The organism is Amycolatopsis sp. lyj-346 (assembly GCF_046548975.1).
GTDB lineage: Bacteria > Actinomycetota > Actinomycetes > Mycobacteriales > Pseudonocardiaceae > Amycolatopsis.
In genome coordinates, this window is record NZ_JAJPWT010000014.1 from 156,786 (window position 1) to 178,443 (window position 21,658).

The window sequence follows — 21,658 nt, forward strand, 5'->3', positions numbered from 1 at the left end:
CGCCTTGGCTTCGCGCTTCCGCTGGATCTTCTTCCCCGATCCGAACCGCGATTTCCCGCACCGGCGGACGGACTGGTGGCGGCTTTCCGCCCTGCTCGCCGTCGTTCTCCTGCTGGCGGGCGGCCTGGTCTTCCACCGGCCGTTGCAGCGGGCGTTCACCTGCGGCTGGTTCGACGGCTCCGCCTGGTCGGCCGGCGACGAGTGCGTGGGGGTCAGCGACGGCTCGTACGACTTCGGCCTCGACCGCTACGCCGCCGTGCTGCACGTGGTCGAGCAGCAGAACGCCGCCGCCGCGGACAAGTGCGATCCCCAGGGCACGCCGGTGACGGTCGGGGTGCTGGTGACGCTGACCGACCGCAACGCCGGCGGCCGCGCGCGGCACGAGCTCGAAGGGATGGCCGCCGGGCAGCGCCACGCCAACGACACCGGCTGCCTGCACCCGATGCGGCTGGTGGTCGCGCACATCGGCGCCTACGGGCCGGCCAACGAGGCCGTCGAAGTGGCCAGGGAGCTCGCGGACGACCCGGACGTCGTGGCCGTGGCGGGGATCGGGCTGAGCCAGCAGCGCTCGGCCGAGGTGGCGGACCTGCTGGCGGCGGCGAAGGTCCCGATGGTGTCCGACCTGATCACCGCCGAGGGCTTCGACCAGACCGGGTCCCGTGACGACGAGCCGGACTTCCGCGCGTGCGACCCGGACATCACCTACCCCCGCGGCGTCGGGAAGGACTACTTCTACCGCGTCGCCTACCGGAACGCCGTGCAGATCGAGCAGCTCGCCGCCGTGCTGCCCGGCCGTCCGGACTTCATCATGGTGCCCACCGGCGGCTCCGACCCGTACCCGTGCACGGCGCTGCCGCTGATGCAGCGGCGCTTCGGCGGCAAGATCACCGAGGTCAAGTTCGACGCGGACGAAGCGAGCACGGTGCCGCTGACCGCCCAACGGGTCTGCGGCACCGCGAAGGACGTCCAGGTGCTCTACATCGCGCGCGGCAGCGACCTCGCCCGGTTCCTCTTCAGCCTCGACGAGGCCTTCGTCGGCGGACGGTGCGCGGCCAAGTCGGTCACCGTGGTCAGCACGTCCGACGGCCTCCGGGTCCGCTCACCCGAGGACAACGCGATGCTGGAGGACCTCCGCGTGCGGGCACTGCGGTCGGCCGCCTTCACCGACGGCCGGATCCGCCTGCTGTCGACGCTGGTCTCGGGCGCCGACCGCTTCCGCGGCGACAACCCCGGCTTCCGCGACCTCGAAACGGCGTTCACCGGCGCCGGCTTCGACGTGGCCCACCTCGACGACGGCTGGGCGGTCAACGGCTACGACGCGGTGACCACGATCTCGGCGGCCTTGCGGACGCTCCCGTCGGCGAAGCCGGTCCAGCGCAGCCAGGTCAACACGGCGATCAGCGGGTTCTCCTCGAGCGGCCAAGCGGTGGCGGGTGCCGGCGGGCCCATCACGTTCGACAACAGCGGCAACCGCGCGGACGCGGGTCCCCCGGTGGTCCGGGTCTGCCCGCTCCCCGGCCCGAACGGCGACCAGCCGGCGCGGACCCCGAGCGTGGTCGTCCGCCCGGGCACCCCGCCCGCCTGCTGACCGGCGGGTTCGGGCGGCGCGAATGACTCATTCGGGACCTCGGAGGTCCCGAATGAGTCATTCGCGACACCACCTGCTCACCCGATTCCGGCCGGGGTGTCCCCGGCGTCCGGCTCCGTGACGGCGGTGAGCAGGTGGTGTTCGCGGACCGCGGGCGTCAAGAGCGTCTTGTAGCCGTGGTCGTCGAACACGACGGTCACCGTGCCGTCGTCGGCGGACATCACGACGCCACGGCCCCACTCCCCGTGCTCGACGGCGCTGTTGACGGGGAACGCCCCGCCGTCGGACGGCGGTGCCCCGGCCGTGCCGGCGGTGCAGGTGTCGCAGTTGCCGCAGGGTTGCGCGAGCTGTTCCCCGAAGTAGCCGAGGAGGAACCGGCGACGGCATCCGGTGGTCTCGGCGTAGCCGCGCATCATCTCGATCCGGGACTTGATCAGCCGCTGGTGGGCTTCGGCGGCCTCGATACCCTGCTCGACGGCCTGGTCGGGGTCCACAGTGGAATCCCGGTATTCGAGCCTGCCGTCGGCGGTGACACCGACCGAGCCCGTCTGCTCCAGCAGGTTGAGCGCCCGGGTGCGCTGGGCCGCCGAGACACCCACCTCCTGGCCGAGTTCGGCGGGTTTCAGGGGTGCGTCGCGCTCGGCGAGGGTGCCGGCCACCTCCGCCAGCGCCTGCTCGGGTGCTTTCGCCGCGGTGAGGAACTTCTGCCGGCCCAGGTCTCGCGGCCGGTGGTACAGCGTGATCTCCGCCGGTTCGCCGTCGCGGCCCGCGCGGCCGATCTGCTGGTAATAGGTGTCGAGCGACTCCGGCGCGGCGGCGTGCAGCACGAACCGCAGGTCGGCCTTGTCGATCCCCATGCCGAACGCCGAGGTCGCCACCACCACGTCGAGGCCGCCGCGCAGGAACTCCTCGTGCACCCGTTCGCGGTCGGCCGCCTTCATCCCGGCGTGGTAGGCCGCCACGCGGACGCCCTCGGCGGCGAGCTCCCCGGCGTAGCCTTCGGCGTCCTTGCGGCTGGTGACGTACACCAGCCCGGGCCGCGTGGCAGGGTCCGCGGTCAGCGCCCGCGTCCGCGTGAGGACGGCCTGGTGCCGGTCGTCGTCGGTCGGCAGCGCATCGACCCCGAGGCGCAGGTTGGGCCGGTCGAAGCCGGCGAGCACCTCCCGGTGGTCACGCAGCCCCAGCCGGGCCACGATGTCGGCGCGCACGAGCAGCGCCGCGGTCGCCGTCAGCGCGATCACCCGCGGGTGCCCGAGCCGCTCGATCACCGGTGCCAGGCGCAGGTAGTCCGGCCGGAAGTCGTGCCCCCACGCCGAGACGCAGTGCGCCTCGTCCACCACGAACAGCGAGACGCCGAGCTCGGCGACGGCGTCCAGGACCTCGTCGGAGGCCAGCTGTTCCGGGGACAGGAACAGGTACTCGGCGCTCCCCCGGCGCAACGCCTCCCACGCGTGCTCGCGCTCGGCGGCGCCCTGCGCGGAGTTCACCGCGACGGCCTCCGGAGCGCGGCTTTCCCGGAGGCCCTCGATCTGGTCGTTCTGCAGGGCGATCAGCGGTGACACCACCAGGGTCGGACCGTCCAGCAGCAGGGCGGGCACCTGGTAGATCGCCGACTTGCCGGCCCCGGTGGGCAGCACGGCGAGCACGTCGTGCCCGCCGACCACCTGCTCCATCGCCGCCAGCTGCTCGTCGGTCAGCTGGGCCCAGCCGAACGTCTCCGCCGCGATCCGCAGGAGTTCGTCGCGTCTTCCTGACATCCGCCCCAAGTACCCTCGCCCCGCCGGCGAAAACACCCGTTCGGAGTGAGCTCCGCGACCGGCCCGTGGCTCTCCGGTCAGGCGGGGGCGGGCACGGAGTCCGCGGTCTCCGGCTGCTCCTCCTCGGTCACGGTGCCGGTCTCGGTCCCGGTCTCGCCGGCGTACCGGACACGCAGTTCCTCGACGCCGTCGGCGATCCGGCTCAGCTGGCCCAGCACCGCCCGGTGGGCGGCCCGGATGGCGGCGGCTTCTTCTTCCGCGCGGGAAATGACGAGCTGGGCGTCCCGCTGCGCGGCGCGCTCGGTCTCCTCTCGAGCCCGCTCCGCCTCGGCCGCCGTCTTCTCGGCGGCCGCCAGCAGCGCCTCGCTCTCCTTGCGGGCCTGCTCCTTGATCTCCGCGGCCTCGGACTTCGCGACTTGAAGGATCTTCTCGATCCGCTTGCCCAGCCCGGCGGCACCATCCGGTTCGGCGGCCCGCGGCGCGGGCACCTGCGCCTTGGCCAGCCGGCGCTCCGCGACCCGCCGCGCCTTCTCGTGCCGGTCCACGCGCTTCTCCGCGACCCGCACGTACTCGTCCACCTGCCGTCGGTCGTACCCCCGCAGGACGATCGGGAACCGGACGTCGGACTCCGGCAGTGTCTCGGGTTCGGAAACCGTGTTCTCCATGCCCCGAGTGTCGGCAAGATCGAGACGACCGGCAATCCGGAATGCCCCGGCCACCCGCCCCGCACCGCACTTTCGGGGGAACCGTCCACGACGAACGTTTCGCGTGACGCGCAGCGGTCACGGGCACCGCGCGCTCGCCGAGAGCCCGTCAGTGGCCGGGTGTTTCGCGGATGCGGGCTGCCGGACTACGCTCGGGTCAAGATCTTCCGAAACTCTCCGATAGTCACGTCAGCGCGGACCCGAGGGAGCTACCGACGTGGTCGAGACGCCCGACATCGTTCGCCCGCCTGCCGAGCTCAGTGCGGCGCTCGCGACCATCGGCAGTGCGACGGCCAGCGCCGAACTGAGCCGCATGGGCATTCGCAGTGCCTTCATCCGTGGCCCGGTTTCGGTGACCCCCGGCGTGCGGGTGGCCGGCCCGGCGCTGACGCTGCAGTTCCTGCCGAAGCGGGAAGACCGCTACCCCGTCGACGAGTACGCCGAACCGGAAAAGCAGCTGCACCGGCACGTCATGTACCACACCCAGCCGGGTGACCTGATCGTCGTCGACGCACGCGGTGACATGAGCAGCGGGGTGTTCGGCGAGATGATGCTGACCTACTTCAAGGGCCGCGGTGGCGCCGGGGTGGTGGTCGACGGGTGCCTGCGCGACATCGGTGAGGCCAAGCAGCTCGGCCTCGGGCTGTGGATCCGGGGCGCCACCCCGAACTTCCACGCCCAGACCGGCATCGTCCCGGCCGCGGTCAACGTGCCGGTGGCGTGCGGTGGCACGCTCGTCGAGCCGGGTGACATCGTCGTCGCCGACGACGACGGGGCGGTCGTGGTGCCGGTCAAACTCGCGCGCCCGCTGCTGGCCGCCGCGCAGGAACACGCGGAATGGGAAGAGTTCTCCCGGATGCGGCTGGCCGAGGGCGGCGACCTGCGGCGGTACTACCCCCTCTCGGACGAGGCCCGGCCCGAATACGAACGGTGGCGCGCCGAGCGGGGCCGGGCCTGACGGGCGCGCTCATCCCTTCACGGCCCCGGCGGTGAGGCCCTCGGTCAGGAACCGCTGCCCGAACCCGTACATGAGCACGACCGGGATGCTGATCAGCAGCGAGGCCGCGGCCAGCTGCCCCTGCGGCACGACGTCACCGAAGATCATCGACTGCATGCCGACGGGCAGCGTCTTGTAGTCGTCCTTGGTGATGAACACGAACGCGAACAGGAACTCGTTCCACGCGTTGGTGAGGGTGAACAACGCGACCGCGAGCAGGCCCGGCTTGGCCAGCGGCAGCACGATCCGGCGGAACGCCCCGAACCGCGTGCAGCCGTCGACCAGCGCGGCCTCCTCGAGGTCGGCCGGGATCGACTTGAAGTAGCCGACGAGCAGCCACGTCGCGAACGGCAGGGTGAACGTGGGGTAGGCGAGCACGAGCGACCACAACGAATCGTTGAGCCCGATCCCGCTCATCAGCTCGTACAGCGGGATGAACAGCAGCGCGCCCGGCATCACGTAGGTGAGCAGGATCGTCACCGTGAAGCTCTCCGAACCCCGGAACTTCAGCCGCGCCAGCGCGTAGCCGGCCAGCGCCGCGCAGACCACGGCGATCACGGTGGACGCCACCGACACCAGGATCGTGTTGACGTACCAGGTGCCGAACGCCCGGCCGGTGAACAGGTTGGTGAACTGCTCGGTGCTCCACGGGGTCGGCCAGAGGTCGTCGGTGCGCGCGACGATCTGGTCGTCGGACTTGAAGGCCGTGATCGTCATCCAGTAGAGCGGCGCGAGCACGAAGGCCAGCAGACCCACGAGCGCGACTCCGCTGCCGGCGCCGCCGACCAGGCGGGCGGCGAGCCGGTTGCCCCGCGTCGCGAGCACGGAGACCACCCGGCCCACGGCGGCCGCCAGCACCACGAACACGCCCAGCACGAGCGCGGCCTTCCAGACGATCTGCGGCGACGCCCAGACCAGCACGAGCACCGAGGCCGCGACGATCACCCACGGCAACGCCTTGCGCTGAGCGGGAGTCAGCCGCCGCCGGCCCAGGTCGCTCGCGCCCGGCAGGTCGCTGCGGCGCATCATCCGCACGAGGATCACCACGAGGACGGCGATGATCGGCAGCATCACCAGCGTGACCGCGGCGCCCGCGCCCAGCTGCAGCTGCTGGATGGCCTTCGAGTAGGCCACCATCACGTACGGAGCGGTGGCGTCCCCCGGTCCGCCCTGGGTCATCAGCCAGATCAGGTCGAAGTTGTTGAACGTCCAGATCGACGAGAGCAGCACCGTCACGATCATGACGGGGCGCAGCCCCGGCAGGGTGATGTGCACGAAGCGCTGCCACGGCGAGGCGCCGTCCACCATCGCCGCCTCGTGCAGGTTGCCGTCGATGGCCTTGAGCCCGGCGAGGAACGTCACCGTGAAGAACGGGATGCCCTTCCAGACGTTGACCAGGATGACCGCCGGCATCGCGAGCGCGGGATCGGACAGCCACTCCGCGGGCCAGGAGTTCACGAGGCCGACGTCGGCGAGGAAGGGCCCGATGCCGGAGTCGGTGAGCAGGACGTTGACGCTGCCGAAGATCGGGTCGAACAAGGACCGCCAGGTGAAGCCCGTGACGACCGTCGGGATCACCCACGGCAGCAGGATCACCCCGGCGATGATCGCCCGGCCGCGGCGCATGTGGTGCAGCATCAACGCCGCGATGAGCCCGAAGGTCACCTTGAAGATCTCGGCGTAGGCGGTGAACACGAACGAATTGAGCACGCCTTTGTGGAACAAGGCGTCGTCGACGAGGGCGGTGTAGTTGTCCAGCCCGACGAACACCGTCTCGGCACCGTGGCGCTCCGTGGCGCTGGTGAAGATCGAGCTGACGATCGGGACCAGGATCAGGCCGGCGACCAGCACCAGCGTCGGCCCGATGAACACCGCGGCGAGGCGCCAGTCGCGCCCGAGCCGCCGCTGCGTTCGCGTGAGCGAGGACGACCCGCCCGACGCCGGACGGGCCGGCGCCGGCGGTGTCGGCGGTGTCGCTTTCGGACGCAGGACAGTCACTGCCGATAGCCCTGCTGCTCGAAGATCTGGACGATCCGGGTGTGGGTCGCGGCGACGGCGTCGGCCGGCCGGGTGCCCTGGATGACCGACTGCATCATGTCGGTCAGCAGGTAGGCGGCGGTCGCGGCCTGCTCGCCGGGGCTCGGCGCCTGGGGAAACTCGAAGCCGGTCCTGGTCTTCATCGGGAGCGGCGCGCGGGTTTGCTCGCGCAGCGCGGGGAACGCCGGGTCACCGCTCGTGTAGTACGGGTCGGAGTCCCACACCTTGCTCCACGACGGGTTGACCAGGCACGGTGCTTCCTTCGCGACCCCGAGCAGCGCGCTCCCGCCGACCATGAACTTCGCCACCAGCTTGGCGAGGTCCGGGTTCTTCGCCCCCTTGAACACGACGAACGAGTTGGACTCGCCGAACGCCAGTGGCCGGTCGATCGCCGGTCCGGTGGCGCCGTTGAACGGATGCGTGTTGGCGTAGACCGGGTTCTTCTTGGTCTTCGAGTCGGCGTAGACGCTGTACTGGTTCAGCGTGAGCCCCAGGATCTGGGCCAGCCAGTTCTCGTTGTTGCTCGAGTCGGTCCAGCTGCCGATCCCGGGTGGCAGCATCGGCGTGTACTTCGGGTTCGTGTAGATGTCGCCGATGAACGTGACGGCGGCGACGGTTTCCGGCGAGTTGAACACCACCTTCGTACCGGTGTTGTCCGCGATCGCCCCGCCGTAGGTGTTGATGACGTTCGCGATGAAGCCGTTGGCGTCGCCGGAGCGGTTCACCGTGAGACCCCAGCCGAAACGCCGCTTCGCCGGGTCGGAGACCGCCAACGCGTTGTCGCGCAGCTCTTCCCACGTGTAGTGGGGTTTGAGCGGGAGCCCCTTCTCCTGGTACCAGTCCTTGCGCAGGTACATCCCGGCCGCGATGAAGTGGTACGGGATCGCGAACCAGCGCCCGTCGAACACGCAGTAGTCGTTGGCCTCCGACGCGGGCTCCCCGTAGAGCGCGCGCATCTCCTCGACCACGTCGGTGACGTCGGTGAGGGCGCCGAGGTTGTGGAGCTGGCCGACGAACCGCCGGTCGCTCATGAAGGCCAGATCGCGGTTGGTGCCCGCCTTCACCTCGGCGTCCATCTTCGCGACCATGTCACCGGCGTCGCCGGAGACCAGGTCGTTGCGGATCGTGGTGCCGGTGGCCTGCGCGAACACCTGCAGCGACTTGTCCAGCGCCTTGTTGGCGGCCTCCGAGTACAGCTTCTGCGAGAGCATCCCCACCGACCCGCCGCGGAGCCTGGAAGCTTCATCGAGCAGCGCCTGGGGCACCTGGACGTCAACCTGCGGTGCGGGGGCGGGCCCGCCCGAGCACCCGGCGAGACCGAGCGCGCCCAGCGCGCCCACCCCCGCGCTCATCCCGAGGAACGTGCGCCTCGACAGGTCATTTCTCTCTTCCATGACAACTCCTCGTACCGACGGGGCGACGGTGCAACCGGCGGGACAGCGAGGCGAGCGCCCCGCTGCGGGTCGTTCATGCGGCGAAGGACGCCGAACTGCTGGTACCTGGGTCGAATACGAGTACGGTACCGATCGGTACCGGCGGAATCACCTTTGCTGCCATGCCTCGTCCGTCCTCGTCAACGGTTGGCGGATTTCGGTCGTGCAGTGCGCTAGCGCCGCCGGACGGCCCGCTTGCTTCGCTGCTCCTTCTCCGCGAGGAGCGTGGAGAAGTTGTTGCTCAAGTGCTTGCGCATCGCCGCGCGGGCCCCGTCCGGGTCGCGCGCCACGAGCGCCTCGTAGATCTCCGCGTGCTGGGCGGTGGCGCGGCGCAGCCCGGCCGGCGCCTCGTTGGTGAGGCGCCGGCTGGCCGTGCCCAGCCAGCGCGCGGAGTACATGATCCGGTCGAGGATGCGGTTGTCGGCCGCCCGGCAGATCTCCATGTGGAATTCGTGGTCGACCTCGAGGTAGGCCTCGGGATCCGCTTCGAGCGCCGACATCCGCTCGATTTCCTTCCCGAGCCGGGCCAGCGTCTCGTCGGTGATGCTGGCCGCGGCCATCGCGGCGAGTTCGGGCTCGAGCAGTGCGCGCAGCTGGTGCAGTTCCTGCAGCAGCTCGTCGACGGTCTCCGCGGGCAGCCACTCGATCAGCAGCGGGCTCAGGTAGTCCCACTCCGCGCGGGGGCGCACGACGACGCGACGGCCCTGCGCGACGTCGACGATGTCAAGCGATGCAAGGATCTTGAGCGTCTCCCGCGCCACCACGCGCGACACCCCGAACTCGCGGGTGATCTCGAGTTCCGACGGGGCCCGGCCGTCCTCGATGCCGCCGCCGACGATGCGCCGGGTCAGGCGGGCCGCGACCTGCACCGGGAGCGTCCGGACCTTGACAGCGTCCGGAGACTCTTGTCTCCTTTGCATGTCATCAGCTTATCGGACAAGTTGGACATCGCGTTAGTCCGTTCATCTGCACCACCCTGCGGCAGGAGAGCAATGCGGATCGTGAACGTCACGACGGCGGTGGTGGCCTACCACGGTCAGGCGACGCTGGTGCGGATCGACACCGACGAGGGCGTCAGCGGGTTCGGCGAGGCCAATCCCGACGCCGGCGCGGGTGCCGTCGTCGGGATGATCAAGGACCTGACGCCGCTCCTGATCGGCGAGGACCCGCGCAACGTCGAGCGGTGCTGGGAAAAACTGCGCCGCAGCAAGGTTTTCGCGGGACCGCAGGGCGGGGTGTTCGTGATCGCCCTGTCCGGGATCGAGCTCGCGCTGTGGGACCTTGCCGGCAAGGCCGCGGGCCAGCCGGTGTACCGGCTGCTCGGCGGGAAGTTCCGCGACCGGATCCGCCTCTACGCCGACTGCGGCGACGGCGACGACCCGGCGGGCTCGATCGCCGGCTGCGTCGACCGGGCCCAGCGGATGGTCGCCGAAGGCTTCACCGCCCTCAAGTTCGACATCGACGACCTGCACCACCCCGCCAAGTTCGACGCCTTCAACCACACGATCAACGCCGGCGAGCTGCGTTCGATGGTCGAACGCGTGGCCGCCGTCCGCGAAGCGATCGGACCGGACGTCGATCTGGCCATCGACCTCCACGCCCGCTACGACGTGCCGAGCGCGTGCCGCATCTCGTGGGAGCTCGAGCCGTTCAACCTGATGTGGCTCGAAGAACCGCTGCCGGCGGAGAACGTCGACGCGCTGGTGCGGGTGCGCGCGCAGACCCGCACGCCGATCTGCGCGGGCGAGAACCTCTACCTGCGGTGGGGTTTCCGCGAGCTGCTCGAGCGCGGCGCGGTGGACGTCATCGAGCCGGACGTGCCGAAGTGCGGCGGCCTCGCCGAGGCCAAGAAGATCGCCAACCTCGCGGAGCTGCACTACATTCCCTTCGCACCCCACCTGGTGTCGACGCCGCTGGGCACGATGGCCACGTCGCACCAGTGCGGAGCGATCCCCAACTTCTTCGTCCAGGAATGGCACGCCCTCGACGAGCGCGCGGTGTGGGACAGCTACGTCCACGCCCCCGACGGAAGCGGCTCGATCGTCAAGGACGGCTACATCACGCTTCCCGACACCCCCGGCATCGGCGTGGAGCTCGACATGGACGGCGTCCGGGCGCACGCCGTCGCGGGCTACGGGGTGTTCGAGTAGCGGAGCCGGCGACGACCGAGCACCGAGCCGGGCGGTTTTATTCCCGGCGGTCCCTTCCCGTCCCATCAGTTGGCCGGTCCCGCCCGCGGCGGGTAATCCGGCGCACACTGCCGGTACGAGCGACGGAGGGAAGATCAGGATGGCGTCAGGGAACGGACCGCGGATCGCCGTCGCGCTGGACGGGACGGGGTGGCACCCCGCCGCCTGGCGCGAGCCCGGCGCGCGGCCGCGCGAGCTGCTCACCGCCGGCTACTGGGCCGATCTGGTCCGGGAGGCCGAGGCCGGCAAGCTGGACTTCGTCACCATCGAAGACTCGCTGGCCCTGCAGACGGTGAGCTACCTCGACCGGCCCGGCGAGCGGACCGACATCGTCCAGGGCCGCCTCGACGCCGTGCTCGTCGCCGCCCGGGTCGCCCCGCTGACCTCGCGCATCGGGCTCGTGCCGACCGCGGTGGTCACCCACACCGAGCCGTTCCACCTGTCCAAAGCCATCGCCACGCTCGACTACGTCAGCTCCGGGCGGGCCGGCGTCCGCGTGCAGGTCGCCGGCCGCGCCGACGACAACCGGCACTTCGGGCGCCGCGAGTTCGGCGAGTTCCGGCTCGGGGACTCCGCCGAACCGGACCGGCCCAGCCCGCTCGCCGACCTCTTCGACGAGGCCGCGGACCACGTCGAGGTACTGCGCCGCCTGTGGGACAGCTGGGAGGACGACGCCGAGATCCGCGACGTCGCCACCGGCCGGTTCATCGACCGCGAGAAGCTGCACTACATCGACTTCGCCGGGCGCTGGTTCTCGGTCAAGGGCCCGTCGATCACCCCGCGCCCGCCGCAGGGCCAGCCACCGGTCACCGCGCTCGCCCACGCCCCGATCCCCTACCGGCTCGCCGCCCGCTCCGCCGACGTCGTCTACGTGACGCCCTTCGACCGCGGGCAGGCCGGCTCGATCGTCGCCGAGGTGCGCGACGAGCAGGAGAAGGCCGGGCGCGGCGCCGAAACCCTGCACGTCTTCGGCGATCTCGTCATCTTCCTCGACGAGACCGAGCAGGCCGCCGCCGACCGCAAGGCCCGGCTCGACGACCGGTTCGGCGCGGAGTACACCTCCGACGCCCACACCTTCACCGGCACCCCGGCCGGGCTCGCCGACCTGCTGCTCGACTGGCAGAACGCCGGGCTCTCCGGCTTCCGGCTCCGGCCCGGTGCGGTCCCGCACGACCTGACCGCGATCACCCGCGGCCTGGTCCCGGAACTGCGGTCCCGCGGGCGCTTCCGCACCGAGTACGAGGCGAGCACCCTGCGGGGTCTGCTCGGCCTCGCCCGGCCCGCCAACCGCTACGCCGCCGTCTAAGGGAGACTCCAGATGCCCCGGAAGCAGATCCACCTCGCGGCGCACTTCCCCGGCGTGAACAACACGACCGTGTGGAGCGACCCCGAAGCCGGCAGCCACATCGAGTTCAGCTCCTTCGTCAAGCTCGCGCAGACCGCCGAGCGCGCGAAGTTCGACTTCTTCTTCCTCGCCGAAGGCCTGCGGCTGCGCGAGCAGAACGGGCAGATCTACGACCTCGACGTCGTCGGCCGCCCGGACACCTTCACCGTGCTGTCCGCACTGGCCGCGGTCACCGAGCGGCTCGGGCTGGCCGGCACGATCAACTCGACCTTCAACGAGCCGTTCGAGGTCGCCCGCCAGTTCGCGTCGCTCGACCACCTCTCCGCCGGGCGCGCCGCGTGGAACGTCGTCACGTCGTGGGACGCCTTCACCGGCGAGAACTTCCGCCGCGGCGGGTTCCTGCCGCAGGACCAGCGCTACGAGCGCGCCGAGACGTTCCTGCGCACCGCCTGGGAGCTGTTCGACTCCTGGCGCGGCGACGAGATCGCCGCCGACCAGGAGAGCGGCGTGTTCCTGCGCGCGCCCGAGGCGGGTTCCTTCGCCCACCACGACGCCCACTTCGACATCGAAGGCCGGTTCCCGGTGCCGCGCAGCCCCCAGGGGCGTCCGGTGATCATCCAGGCCGGCGACTCCGACGAGGGCCGCGAGTTCGCCGCGGCCACCGCCGACGCGATCTTCAGCCGCTACGGCACCCTCGAGGCCGGCCAGGCGTTCTACTCCGACGTGAAGGGCCGGCTGGCGAAGTACGGCCGGACCCCGGAACAGCTGGTGATCCTGCCCGCGGCGACGTTCGTGCTCGGCGACACCGACGCCGACGCCCACGAGCGCGCCCACGTCGTGCGCCGGCAGCAGGTCAGCGGGCAGACCGCGATCAAGTTCCTCGAGCAGGTGTGGAACACCGACCTGTCCGGTCACGACCCCGAGGGCCCGTTGCCGTCGACCGACCCGGTGGTCGGGGAATCGACGATCGCCCCCGGCCGGGCCAGCGTCCGCATGTACCGCGACCCCGTCGCCACCGCCCGGGAATGGCGGCAGCTGGCCGAGGCGAAGAACCTGTCCACCCGCGACCTGATCATCGAGGTCACCGGCAGGCAGACGTTCATCGGCTCCCCGTCGACCGTGGCGGCGGCCATCGACGACCTCGTCCAGGCCGACGCGAGCGACGGCTTCATCCTCGTCCCGCACGTCACCCCCGGCGGGCTCGACGAGTTCGCCGACACGGTGGTGCCCCTGCTGCAGGAGCGCGGCTCGTTCCGGACCGAGTACACCGGCGCCACGCTGCGCGACCACCTCGGGATCGAGCCGGCCTGACCGTCCCTTTCGGACAACTCGGTGCCGGTTGGCTGATCGGGAACCGGGCTTCAGCCGCGGGTCGCGGCGTTGGCCCGATCGATCGACGCCATGTTCTCCTCCGCCCAGGTGCGCAGGGCCGCGAGCGGCACCTCGAGGGAGTGGCCCCGAGTTTCCACGCCGTCCCCCCGCGCACTCGATGAACGCGGTGATCGTCTCCGACGGCAGCTCGCGCAAGTCCCGCTAGGTGAACTAGACCGGCCCGCCGCGCAGCCCCGAGCCGAACAGCTCCAGCCGCCAGGTGGCGGCGCTCAGTCCCGGACAGGCGCGCCTGTCCGGCCTGCCACTGCGTGAGCCGCACCCGGTCGTAGGCGGTTTCGTCGTCCGACGCCGTCATGTGGGCATTGTCGGGACGGCCGGCACGTCCACCCAGCGGAACAAGCCCTCGCCGTCGCGGACCCGGCGCGCCTTGAGCGGCCGGTGCCGGTATCAGCGTTCTCGGGCACCGGTTCGCAGCCGGCGCCCTTCCACCAGGAGCGCGGCTCCCGCGACGACGACCAGGCCGGCCACCGCCAGCACCACCCCCAGCGGCGCCGGTGACTCCCCGGCGCTCGGGGCCACCGGCTGAGCCTGCCCGGCCCCGCCGCCGCTCAGGGCGATCGCCGGTGGCCGGATCACGCCCCACGCCTGCTTCTCGCCGGCCCCCATCGGGGGCGGTGGCGGGGTGACGGCCAGCCGTCCGGGCACCGTCAGCGTGCCGATTTCGTAGTCGGCGAAGCTGCCCTGGCGCGCCGACACCCGCCAGATCCCGTCGTGGGGCAGGGCGATCGCGGCCGCGTAGTGCGCCGGTTCGCGCAGGGCGACACCGCCGAACACCGCCGGAACACCCTGCGCGGGCGTGAAGACGAGGGCGGTCGAACCCAGTTCTCCGTAGCTGACGTGGGAACCGTGCTGCAGCACCCAATAGCCGACGGTGTAGGGCTGTCCGGCTCCGAAGGTCTCCGGCAGCGGGTCGAGGTACGTCGTCGCCCAGTTGCCCGCCACGGCGCCGGGCGCCGGCACCAGCATGGCCACCAGGACGGCACCGAGCAGGGACACGAGTCGCAGTTTCATGCCCGCACTACACCGCGGCGCACGAACCGGTTCCCGGGGGAACCTCGCGGCCGCGGCCGGTGTAGAGGAGGGTGGAACAGCCGTGGGAAGGGGCGGGCGACGGACGACGACGAGGTGGTGGCCCGGATTCGCGACGGTGACCCGGCGTCCTACGGGACGCTGGTCGACCGGTACACCGCGCTCGCCCACCGCACGGCCTACCTGCTGGGCGCCGGGCACGAGGCGGAGGACGTCGTGCAGGAGGCGTTCGTGAAGGCTTTCCGGGCGCTGCCGTCGTTTCGCGGTGGCGCCTCGTTCCGCGCCTGGCTGCTGCGCATCGTCGCGAACGAGACGCACAACCTCGTCCGCTCCCGGCGACGGCGCGCCGCGACCGAATTGCGTGCCAGGCGCCTGGAGCCGGTCCGCGACGAAGATCCGGCGGCACAGGCGGTGTCGGACGCGGCCGGTGCCGCGTTGCTGGACGCGGTGCGGACGTTGCCCGAGAAGAACCGGGCCGTCGTGATCTGCCGGTACTTCCTCGACCTCACGGAAGGAGAAACGGCGGAGGTGCTCGGGTGCCCGCGGGGTTCGGTGAAGTCGCGGGCGCATCGCGCGTTCGCCCGGCTGCGGGAGCTGCTGGCCGAGCCGGACAAGGAGGCGGTCGGTGACTGATCCCCGGGACGCGCGGCTCGCCGCCGCGCTGCGTGCGCTCGGCGACCGCCTCGACGTGCCGCCGGCCCCCGAGGTGCGCGCGGCCGTCCTGGCCCGGGTGACCGCCCGGCCGCGACGGCGTCCGGTGGTTCCGCGCTGGGCCACCGTCGCCGCGGCGCTCGTGCTGGCGTTCGCCGCGGCGGTCACGCAGTCGCCCGCGGTCCGCGCGACCGTGACCGACCTGCTGCGGTTCGCCGGCATCGAGCTGCGCGGCGAACCCGGCCCCACCGTGCGCGGCCAGGGCCTGCTCCCCGGCGAGCGCTCGGTGGAGCTGGCCGAAGCGCGCCGGCTGACGGCGTTCCCGATCGGGGTCCCGGCCGCACTCGGCCGGCCGGACGACGTCCGCGTCACCGGCGATCCGGCGCGCGTCGTTTCGCTGCTCTACCAGGCCGGGCCGGGCCGGCCGGCCGCGGCGGCGGGGCCGGTCGCCGTCCGGCTCGACGAGTTCGACGGGCAGCTCGGCCCGGTCTTCGAGAAGTTCCTCGGCATGTCCGGCGGCCGTCAGGTGAGTGTCGGCGGCGGACCGGCGATCTGGATCGACCGGCCACACGGGCTGATGTACGTCGACCGGGCCGGCGAGTGGCGCACCGAAACGGCACGCCTCGCCGCCCAGTCGCTGATCTGGCAGCGAGACGCCGTCACCTACCGGCTCGAAGGCGCGTTCACCGTCGAGGACGCCCTGAAGATCGCGGCGACGGTCTCGTGATCGAGCGTTGTCCCGCAAGGGGAAAGCGACCACCGAAGGTTGTTCATGATCGCTTTTCGCCGCCGTCCGTGAACCCACGGACTCGGGCAACGCACGACAACGCGACCAGGTCGGCTTGAACCGCCCGTCCCAGCGGCCGGATGTCCGGGCTCCGGCCGCTCCCCGAGGCCGCGCCTCAGCCGGCCGCGCAGTCGAACAGCGTCATGCCGCTCGGCGCCCGGAGCGGCACCGGCGTGCAGTGGCCGCGCGCCCACGCCGCGCGTTCACCGAGCACGCCCGGCAGGCCGGGGACCGCGGGCAGGTAGAGGAACCGCAGCTGTCCCGTGTGGACGAGCTCCGCGACCTCGTCCGGTTTCGGGTACGGCGAGAAGCCGGTGAACCCGCCCATCGGGAGCACGCTGTACCCGGCGGCGAGGTAGGGCGACGCGGTGCTCGCGTCCCCGGTCGCGAACAGGAACCACTCCCCCGCGTGCCGCGCCCGCAGGTGGCCCAGCAAGCCGGGGTCGACGTCGGCCCCGGGCAGGGGCGCGTCGATCGGGGGCACCGGCCCGGTCGGCGGGATGCCGAGGATGCGGGCCAGGGTGATGCGCGGATCGGCGACGCCGAAGACCGCGACGGCGGTCTGCGGTCCCGCGACCGGGTTGGCGGTGTGCATCGAGTTCGGGGGCACGGCGGGGGTGATCGCGATCCAGGCCACCGGTGCCGCCAGCAGCACCACCGCACCCGAGGCGGCGACCGCCCGGCGTGCGCCGCGCAGCAGTGCCGGCCCGAGGACGGCCACCACCGCGGCCGCCACCAGCCAGCCCGGCCCGCCCGCACGGGTCACGACCACGGTGGCGCCCGCGCCGGAGAGGACCCCGCCGGCCGGCAGCACCCACCACCGGCCACCGCGGTCTCGCCACCACGTCCAGGCCACGGGGACACCGGCAGCGACGACCGCGGCCAAGGCCGGCGCGAGCAGCGTCGCGTAGTACGGGTGGATGCCCGGCAGGAAGCTCAGCACCAGCACGGCCGTCAGCAGCCAGCCGCCCCAGAGTGTCCACAAAGGATCGCGGCGGTGCGTCCACCAGGCGGCGGCCAGCAGCACCAGCGCCAGCGGAACCAGCCAGCCGATTTGACCCCCGAGCTGGTCGTCCAGCAGCCGCAACGGTCCGGGCGGCCCGCCGTAGGGCGCCGCCGTCGCCGACAACGGCGAACCGCCTCCGGCCAGGCTCCGGCCGAGGCCGTTGTAGCCGAAGACCAGTTCCCACCACGAGTCGCCCCGGCTGCCGTCGACGTGCGGACGTTCGCCGCGCGGGACGAACCCGACGGCCACCAGCCAGGTCAGGGACACCACGAGCGCCGTTCCGCTCAGCACGGCCGCTCGCCACAGCCGCGGCCCCGGACCGGCCAGGCACGCGGCCACCAGCGCGGGCAGGACGACCCAGGCTTCGACCATCTTGATCTGGAAGCCCACGCCGACCAGCGCGCCGGCCGCGACCACCCAGCGCCACCGGGCGTCTTCGCGGGCGCGGGTCAGCGCGTAGGCCGCCGCGACCAGGCACAGCACGAGCAGCGGGTCGACCAGGTTGACCCGCGCGGTCACGAACGCCACCGGCGAGGCGAGGAGGACGACCGCGGCGATCAGGCCGGCCCGTGTCCCGGCCCAGCGGCGGACGGCGGCGAACAGCAGCGGCACGGTGGCCGTCGCGGCGAGCGCGCCCGGCAGCAGCAGGACCCACGAATGGAACCCGAGCACCCGCACGAACAGCGCCTGCACCCACAGGCCGCCCGGCAGCTTGTCCACCGTCATGCTCGCCGCCGGGTCCACCGCGCCGAAAACGAACGCGGACCAGCTCGTGCTCATGCTGCGCACCGCCGCGCTGTAGTAGTAGTGCGTCCCGCCCCGGAACAGCCCCCAGCCGTACAGACAGCCCGCCACCAGGGTCAGCACGACCAGCGGCCGTCGCATCGCACCCTCCTTGCTACCGTTTGTAGTACTACGCGAAGTAGTACTACACCGGTGGAGGTCTGTCTACTACGCTGTGTCGTGACAGGCGGGGTCGTGACACGCTGGGTCGTGCCGGACGGAGGGGCGATGGGGAAGCTCGGTGAGCTGGAGCGCGCCGTGATGGACGCGTTGTGGGCGCGGACCGGCCCGTGCAGCGTGCGCGCGGTCCACGAGGCCCTCGCCGACCGGGGCCTCGCCTACACGACGGTGATGACGGTGCTGTCCCGCTTGGCGGACAAGGGTTTCGCGCGCCGGGAGCGCGACGGGCGAGCCTGGCTGTACGCCCCCGCCGCGAGCCGCGACGAGTACGTCGCCGAGCTGATGTTCGAGGCGCTCGGCGAGACCGGCGACCGCGACGGCGCGCTGACGCACTTCGCCCAGGCGGTGAGCGCCGACGAGGCCGACGTCCTCCGCAAGGCGCTCACCCGCAAGCGCCGGCCATGATCTACGTCCTGCACCACCTCGCCGCGCTCCTCCTGGCCGGGCTCGCCGCCGGTTACCTTCGACGGGCGCGGTGGCCGGTCCTGCGGCCGCGGCTGGCCGTGGCGCTGTGGCAGGCGATCGCCCTCACGATCGTCGTCGCGGCCGTCAGCGGGCTGCTCGCGCTGGGGCTCGTGCCCCTGCGCCAGGGCATCGTGCCCGGCCTGTTCTCCTTCGCCGCCGCCCCGCCGGATCCGCTCGGCGCCCTCGCGATCACCGCCGGACTCGCGCTGGCCGCCGCGCTCGCCGGGCAGCAGCTGTGGTGCGCGGTCCGCGTCGCCCGGCAGCGAGCCCGGCATCGCGACCTCCTCGCACTGCTCGCCGAGCCCCGCGGTGACGCACTGGTCCTCGACCACCCGCGGCCGGTCGTCTACTGCGTCCCCGGCCGGACGGCCGAGATCGTGCTCAGCACGGGTGCCCGCAGCGTGCTGACCGACGGCGAACTCGCCGCGGTCCTCGCCCACGAGCACGCCCACCTGCGTGAGCGCCACGACCTCGCCCTCGCGCCGTTCGCCGCACTGGCCCGGCTGTTCCCCCGCTGCCGCCGGCTCAGCGCGGACATCCACCTGCTGCTGGAAATGCGGGCCGACGACCGGGCCGCCCGCCGGCACGGCCGCGACACCGTGGCCGCCGCGCTCGAGAAGTTCCGCGCGCACGGCGCAGCCGCCCCACCCCCCGGCACCCTCGGCGCGGCAGCGGCCACGACGTCGCGGATCGACCGGCTCCGCCGCCCACCGGCCACCGGTCCGCTCGTGCTGCCCTGGCTGGTCACCGCCACGGTGTTGACGCTGCTGGCGACGCCGCTCAGCCTGCTGCTCACCCCGCGCTGAGCCTCGCCGCGGCGACGTAGGCGACGAACCCGGCGCGGTGGGCCCGTGCGGCCGACCGGAGCGTCGTTCACCCTCGAGCGCGGGATTCCGCAGCCGCCAGCCGGTGGTACTCGGCCCGCGTCACGGGGAGGACGGTGCCGTGCCGGGGACGGCCCGGCAGCTGGGCGTCCGCCACCGGACGCCAGTCGCCGGAGGCCAGGTCCGTGGTCACGAACGGCCGGTAGCCACGGCCGCCGTACTCGTCGATGAACAAGTACCACCGCTTCTCGGTGTTCGACCGGAACACCAACGGGCCCTCGCCACCGACGACGGCGTCCTTGCCGATGCACTCCTTCACCAGCGCGTACGAGCTGCTGGTGAGCACGGTGGACTTCTCCTCCGTGATGTACCGGCCGCACGGTGTGGCGCCACCGCCTCCCGGGCCGCGGTCGTCCTGGGAGAACCGGTAGTACTCGCCGTCGTGCCGGATCACCGTGGAGTCGATCACCGAATGCCCCGGGTCGAACCAGGCCTTCGGCTCGCTGAACGTGCGGAAGTCCCGGGTGGTGGCGTACACGATCCGGTTGTAGGACGTCGAGGTGTGACCGGTGTCGTCCGGCGGGTAGATCGTGGATGCCCAGAACGCCACATACGCACCGCGCGCCGGGTCGTAGAACGCCTCCGGCGCCCACACGTTGCCGGCGGTGTCCGGCGCAACCCGGACCAGCCGCGGCTCGCTCCACCGCACCAGGTCCGCCGACTCCCACACCACGATCGAGCGGCTGCCGTGGCGCCACGACTGCTCCCAGTCGTCCCGGCCGTACATCCGCAGGTCCGTCGCGATCAGGTAGAACCGGTCACCACGCGGCGACCGGATCACGAACGGATCCCGGACCCCCTTGGTCCCGACGGTCGAAATCAACGCCGGGCCGCCACGGGGTTCCCGCCACCGCAGCGGGTCGTTGCCCTGGCTGAGCGCGAAGTAGACCTGCTCACCGTCGGGCGTACCCTCGCCGGTGAAGTAGGCGAACAGATAACCGGCATAACCCGGGCGGGCACTCGCGGATCCCGCGGGCACCACCAGCCCGCAAGCGATCAGCAGTACGGCGGCGATGCTCCGGAACCGGCGCATGTGTGCGTCCTTCCGCTCGAACCCGTCGGGATATGCCCTCAGCCAAAAGCAGCGCCACGCTATTGCGTACTTTCCCGAAGTGTCAAGCATTCGTCGAATTCGACAAACAGTTCGACAATTCGACAATTTCCGGGTTCCGGCCGAGCGGCACGATCGGAAATCCGAATCATGATGAACCATCGAGCGGCGAAGCACCGAGATCGGCCGGCGGTCGTCGAGCGTGCCGTCAAGTCGGCAGCACGGCGGCGACCGGACGGTCGACGTCCACGTCCGCATGCTCCGGGCCGAGCTCGAGCCGCACCTGGACCCGATCACCACGGTCCGCGGCGTCGGCTACCGCTTCGAGGAATCGGCACCGGTGACCCTGGTCTGAGCCGACGGTGAACAGGAGAACCGCGGCCGCACTCCGGCCGGCACCCCGGAAGAAGCCGCCACGCACGCGTGGAGCGACGAGGACCGGGCCCTGCTCGCCGACCGCGTCGCCCCCCCAGTTCACCGGCTCACCGGCTCACCGGCCACGGTCACCCGAAGGCCGCCCGGTGGGCTGCAACGCAAGGGGACGGCAGGTCGTCCGGGACGACGACGCTGCCGGTGATCGTCGTGCGGGGTTCGAGCGGGATGGCCCGCACCCGCGTGGAGCGAAGGTCGGCGACCTGATCTTCCGGCAGCACCGTCCAGCTGCCCGGATCGGAGCCGACCTCGACGATCGTGTCCCCGGCCGTGCCCGCGCGGTGCCCCGGCCGCACCGCGGCTCCGGCCTCCCGCAGCGCGGTGACCACGGACGGGTCGTGGTCCTGGGAGGTCCGGAAGGGACCACCGGCCAGTTCGGCCACGCCGACCGCCGCGCGACCGGCGGCGGCGTGGCGCGCGGAGACGACCGCGAACAGGGACTCCGTCCACGTCGGCAGCACCCGCAGCCCCGGCGCCGCCCGCACACCCCGCGCCAGTGCCAGGTCGAGTTCCCCCTGCCGCAGCGCGTTCAGGCGTGCGGGCAGCGGCAGGTCGACGAGCACGACGTCGAACGCCGCGGCCTGCTCGCGCAACGCGTCGATCCCGCGTTCCAGCCGCGCGGTGAACTGGCCCGTGCCGATGCCGATGCGCAGCACGCCCGCCCGTGGGCTCGCCGCGACCCGCACCCGGTCGGCGGCCGCGAGAGCCTCGCGCGCCGCGTCGAGCACCCGGTGTCCGGCCGCGGTGAGCCGGACCCGCCGCGGTGAGCGGTCGAACAGCCGGACCCCCAGCTCACGCTCCAGCCGCGCGATCTGCCTGCTGACCGCGGGCTGGGCGATGTGCAGCCGCTCGGCGGCCCGGCCGAAGTGCAGTTCGTCGGCGACCGTGACGAAGTACCGCAACGCCCGTAGTTCCACCGGTCCTCCCTGCGACGATGCCCTCAGGTTA

The 21,658-nt window shown here is 72.0% G+C and carries 19 protein-coding genes; 10 read left to right on the plus strand and 9 right to left on the minus strand.

The genetic code is table 11. The features are described 5' to 3' along the window. Positions 1-4: 4 nt before the first annotated feature. A complete protein-coding gene (locus ACLJQE_RS33255) occupies positions 5-1,588 on the plus strand; it encodes an ABC transporter substrate-binding protein (RefSeq protein ID WP_410643492.1) in 1,584 nt (527 codons plus the stop codon). 77 nt (positions 1,589-1,665) lie between these two features. Here the strand turns inward: ACLJQE_RS33255 and ACLJQE_RS33260 are convergent, their stop codons facing one another. Both ACLJQE_RS33260 and ACLJQE_RS33265 read right to left on the minus strand, forming a co-directional pair. Then, the gene (locus ACLJQE_RS33260) at positions 1,666-3,345 is read right to left on the minus strand and encodes a RecQ family ATP-dependent DNA helicase (RefSeq protein ID WP_410643493.1); all 1,680 of its coding nucleotides are present in this window, start codon (positions 3,343-3,345) and stop codon (positions 1,666-1,668) included. Between the two features lie 77 nt (positions 3,346-3,422). Continuing rightward, positions 3,423-4,010 (minus strand): hypothetical protein, encoded by a 588-nt coding sequence (locus ACLJQE_RS33265; protein WP_410643494.1) that lies wholly within the window; start codon positions 4,008-4,010, stop codon positions 3,423-3,425. A 256-nt stretch (positions 4,011-4,266) separates the two neighbouring features. On the opposite strand from ACLJQE_RS33265, the gene ACLJQE_RS33270 reads away from it, so the two are divergent. Continuing rightward, positions 4,267-5,007, plus strand: a complete 741-nt coding sequence (locus tag ACLJQE_RS33270; protein WP_410643495.1) for a ribonuclease activity regulator RraA — start codon at positions 4,267-4,269, stop codon at positions 5,005-5,007. Positions 5,008-5,016: 9 nt separating this feature from the next. Here ACLJQE_RS33270 and ACLJQE_RS33275 read toward each other — a convergent pair whose 3' ends face one another. From ACLJQE_RS33275 to ACLJQE_RS33285, 3 genes are all read right to left on the minus strand, one after another. Further along, the gene (locus tag ACLJQE_RS33275) at positions 5,017-7,044 is read right to left on the minus strand and encodes an ABC transporter permease subunit (RefSeq protein ID WP_410643496.1); all 2,028 of its coding nucleotides are present in this window, start codon (positions 7,042-7,044) and stop codon (positions 5,017-5,019) included. Continuing rightward, positions 7,041-8,477, minus strand: a complete 1,437-nt coding sequence (locus ACLJQE_RS33280; RefSeq protein ID WP_410643497.1) for an extracellular solute-binding protein — start codon at positions 8,475-8,477, stop codon at positions 7,041-7,043. The genes ACLJQE_RS33275 and ACLJQE_RS33280 overlap by 4 nt, the downstream gene beginning before the upstream one ends. A gap of 212 nt (positions 8,478-8,689) precedes the next feature. After that, positions 8,690-9,436, minus strand: a complete 747-nt coding sequence (locus ACLJQE_RS33285) for a FadR/GntR family transcriptional regulator (RefSeq protein ID WP_410643498.1) — start codon at positions 9,434-9,436, stop codon at positions 8,690-8,692. Positions 9,437-9,508: 72 nt separating this feature from the next. Here ACLJQE_RS33285 and ACLJQE_RS33290 point away from each other — a divergent pair, with 72 nt between their 5' ends. From ACLJQE_RS33290 to ACLJQE_RS33300, 3 genes are all read left to right on the plus strand, one after another. Then, positions 9,509-10,666: a mandelate racemase/muconate lactonizing enzyme family protein gene (locus ACLJQE_RS33290; RefSeq protein WP_410643499.1), complete on the plus strand. Its 1,158-nt coding sequence runs from the start codon at positions 9,509-9,511 to the stop codon at positions 10,664-10,666. Between the two features lie 139 nt (positions 10,667-10,805). Continuing rightward, on the plus strand, positions 10,806-12,011 hold the full coding sequence (locus ACLJQE_RS33295) for an LLM class flavin-dependent oxidoreductase (RefSeq protein WP_410643500.1): 1,206 nt from the start codon (positions 10,806-10,808) through the stop codon (positions 12,009-12,011). 12 nt (positions 12,012-12,023) lie between these two features. Further along, positions 12,024-13,361 (plus strand): NtaA/DmoA family FMN-dependent monooxygenase, encoded by a 1,338-nt coding sequence (locus ACLJQE_RS33300; protein WP_410643501.1) that lies wholly within the window; start codon positions 12,024-12,026, stop codon positions 13,359-13,361. Between the two features lie 468 nt (positions 13,362-13,829). Here the strand turns inward: ACLJQE_RS33300 and ACLJQE_RS33305 are convergent, their stop codons facing one another. Next, positions 13,830-14,453 carry a hypothetical protein gene (locus ACLJQE_RS33305; RefSeq protein WP_410643502.1) on the minus strand — a complete coding sequence of 208 codons (624 nt, stop codon included), beginning with the start codon at positions 14,451-14,453 and terminating at the stop codon, positions 13,830-13,832. Positions 14,454-14,570: 117 nt separating this feature from the next. Between ACLJQE_RS33305 and ACLJQE_RS33310 the strand changes: the two genes are divergently transcribed. Next, complete coding sequence (locus ACLJQE_RS33310) at positions 14,571-15,104, plus strand: RNA polymerase sigma factor (RefSeq protein ID WP_410643503.1); 534 nt, start codon at positions 14,571-14,573, stop codon at positions 15,102-15,104. After that, complete coding sequence (locus ACLJQE_RS33315) at positions 15,097-15,849, plus strand: hypothetical protein (protein WP_410643504.1); 753 nt, start codon at positions 15,097-15,099, stop codon at positions 15,847-15,849. The genes ACLJQE_RS33310 and ACLJQE_RS33315 overlap by 8 nt, the downstream gene beginning before the upstream one ends. Positions 15,850-16,024: 175 nt before the next feature. Here the strand turns inward: ACLJQE_RS33315 and ACLJQE_RS33320 are convergent, their stop codons facing one another. After that, positions 16,025-17,800, minus strand: a complete 1,776-nt coding sequence (locus ACLJQE_RS33320) for an ArnT family glycosyltransferase (protein WP_410643505.1) — start codon at positions 17,798-17,800, stop codon at positions 16,025-16,027. 126 nt (positions 17,801-17,926) lie between these two features. Here ACLJQE_RS33320 and ACLJQE_RS33325 point away from each other — a divergent pair, with 126 nt between their 5' ends. Then, complete coding sequence (locus ACLJQE_RS33325; protein WP_410643506.1) at positions 17,927-18,283, plus strand: BlaI/MecI/CopY family transcriptional regulator; 357 nt, start codon at positions 17,927-17,929, stop codon at positions 18,281-18,283. Next, entirely contained in the window at positions 18,280-19,149 is an 870-nt protein-coding gene (locus ACLJQE_RS33330; RefSeq protein WP_410643507.1) for a M56 family metallopeptidase, read from the plus strand. The genes ACLJQE_RS33325 and ACLJQE_RS33330 overlap by 4 nt, the downstream gene beginning before the upstream one ends. A 67-nt stretch (positions 19,150-19,216) precedes the next feature. Here the strand turns inward: ACLJQE_RS33330 and ACLJQE_RS33335 are convergent, their stop codons facing one another. Next, positions 19,217-20,260, minus strand: coding sequence for a glycoside hydrolase family 43 protein (locus tag ACLJQE_RS33335; protein WP_410643508.1), 1,044 nt, complete (start codon positions 20,258-20,260; stop codon positions 19,217-19,219). Positions 20,261-20,480: 220 nt separating this feature from the next. On the opposite strand from ACLJQE_RS33335, the gene ACLJQE_RS33340 reads away from it, so the two are divergent. Beyond that, a complete protein-coding gene (locus tag ACLJQE_RS33340; RefSeq protein WP_410643509.1) occupies positions 20,481-20,633 on the plus strand; it encodes a helix-turn-helix domain-containing protein in 153 nt (50 codons plus the stop codon). Between the two features lie 148 nt (positions 20,634-20,781). Here ACLJQE_RS33340 and ACLJQE_RS33345 read toward each other — a convergent pair whose 3' ends face one another. Beyond that, positions 20,782-21,627: a LysR family transcriptional regulator gene (locus tag ACLJQE_RS33345; RefSeq protein ID WP_410643510.1), complete on the minus strand. Its 846-nt coding sequence runs from the start codon at positions 21,625-21,627 to the stop codon at positions 20,782-20,784. Positions 21,628-21,658: the final 31 nt, after the last annotated feature.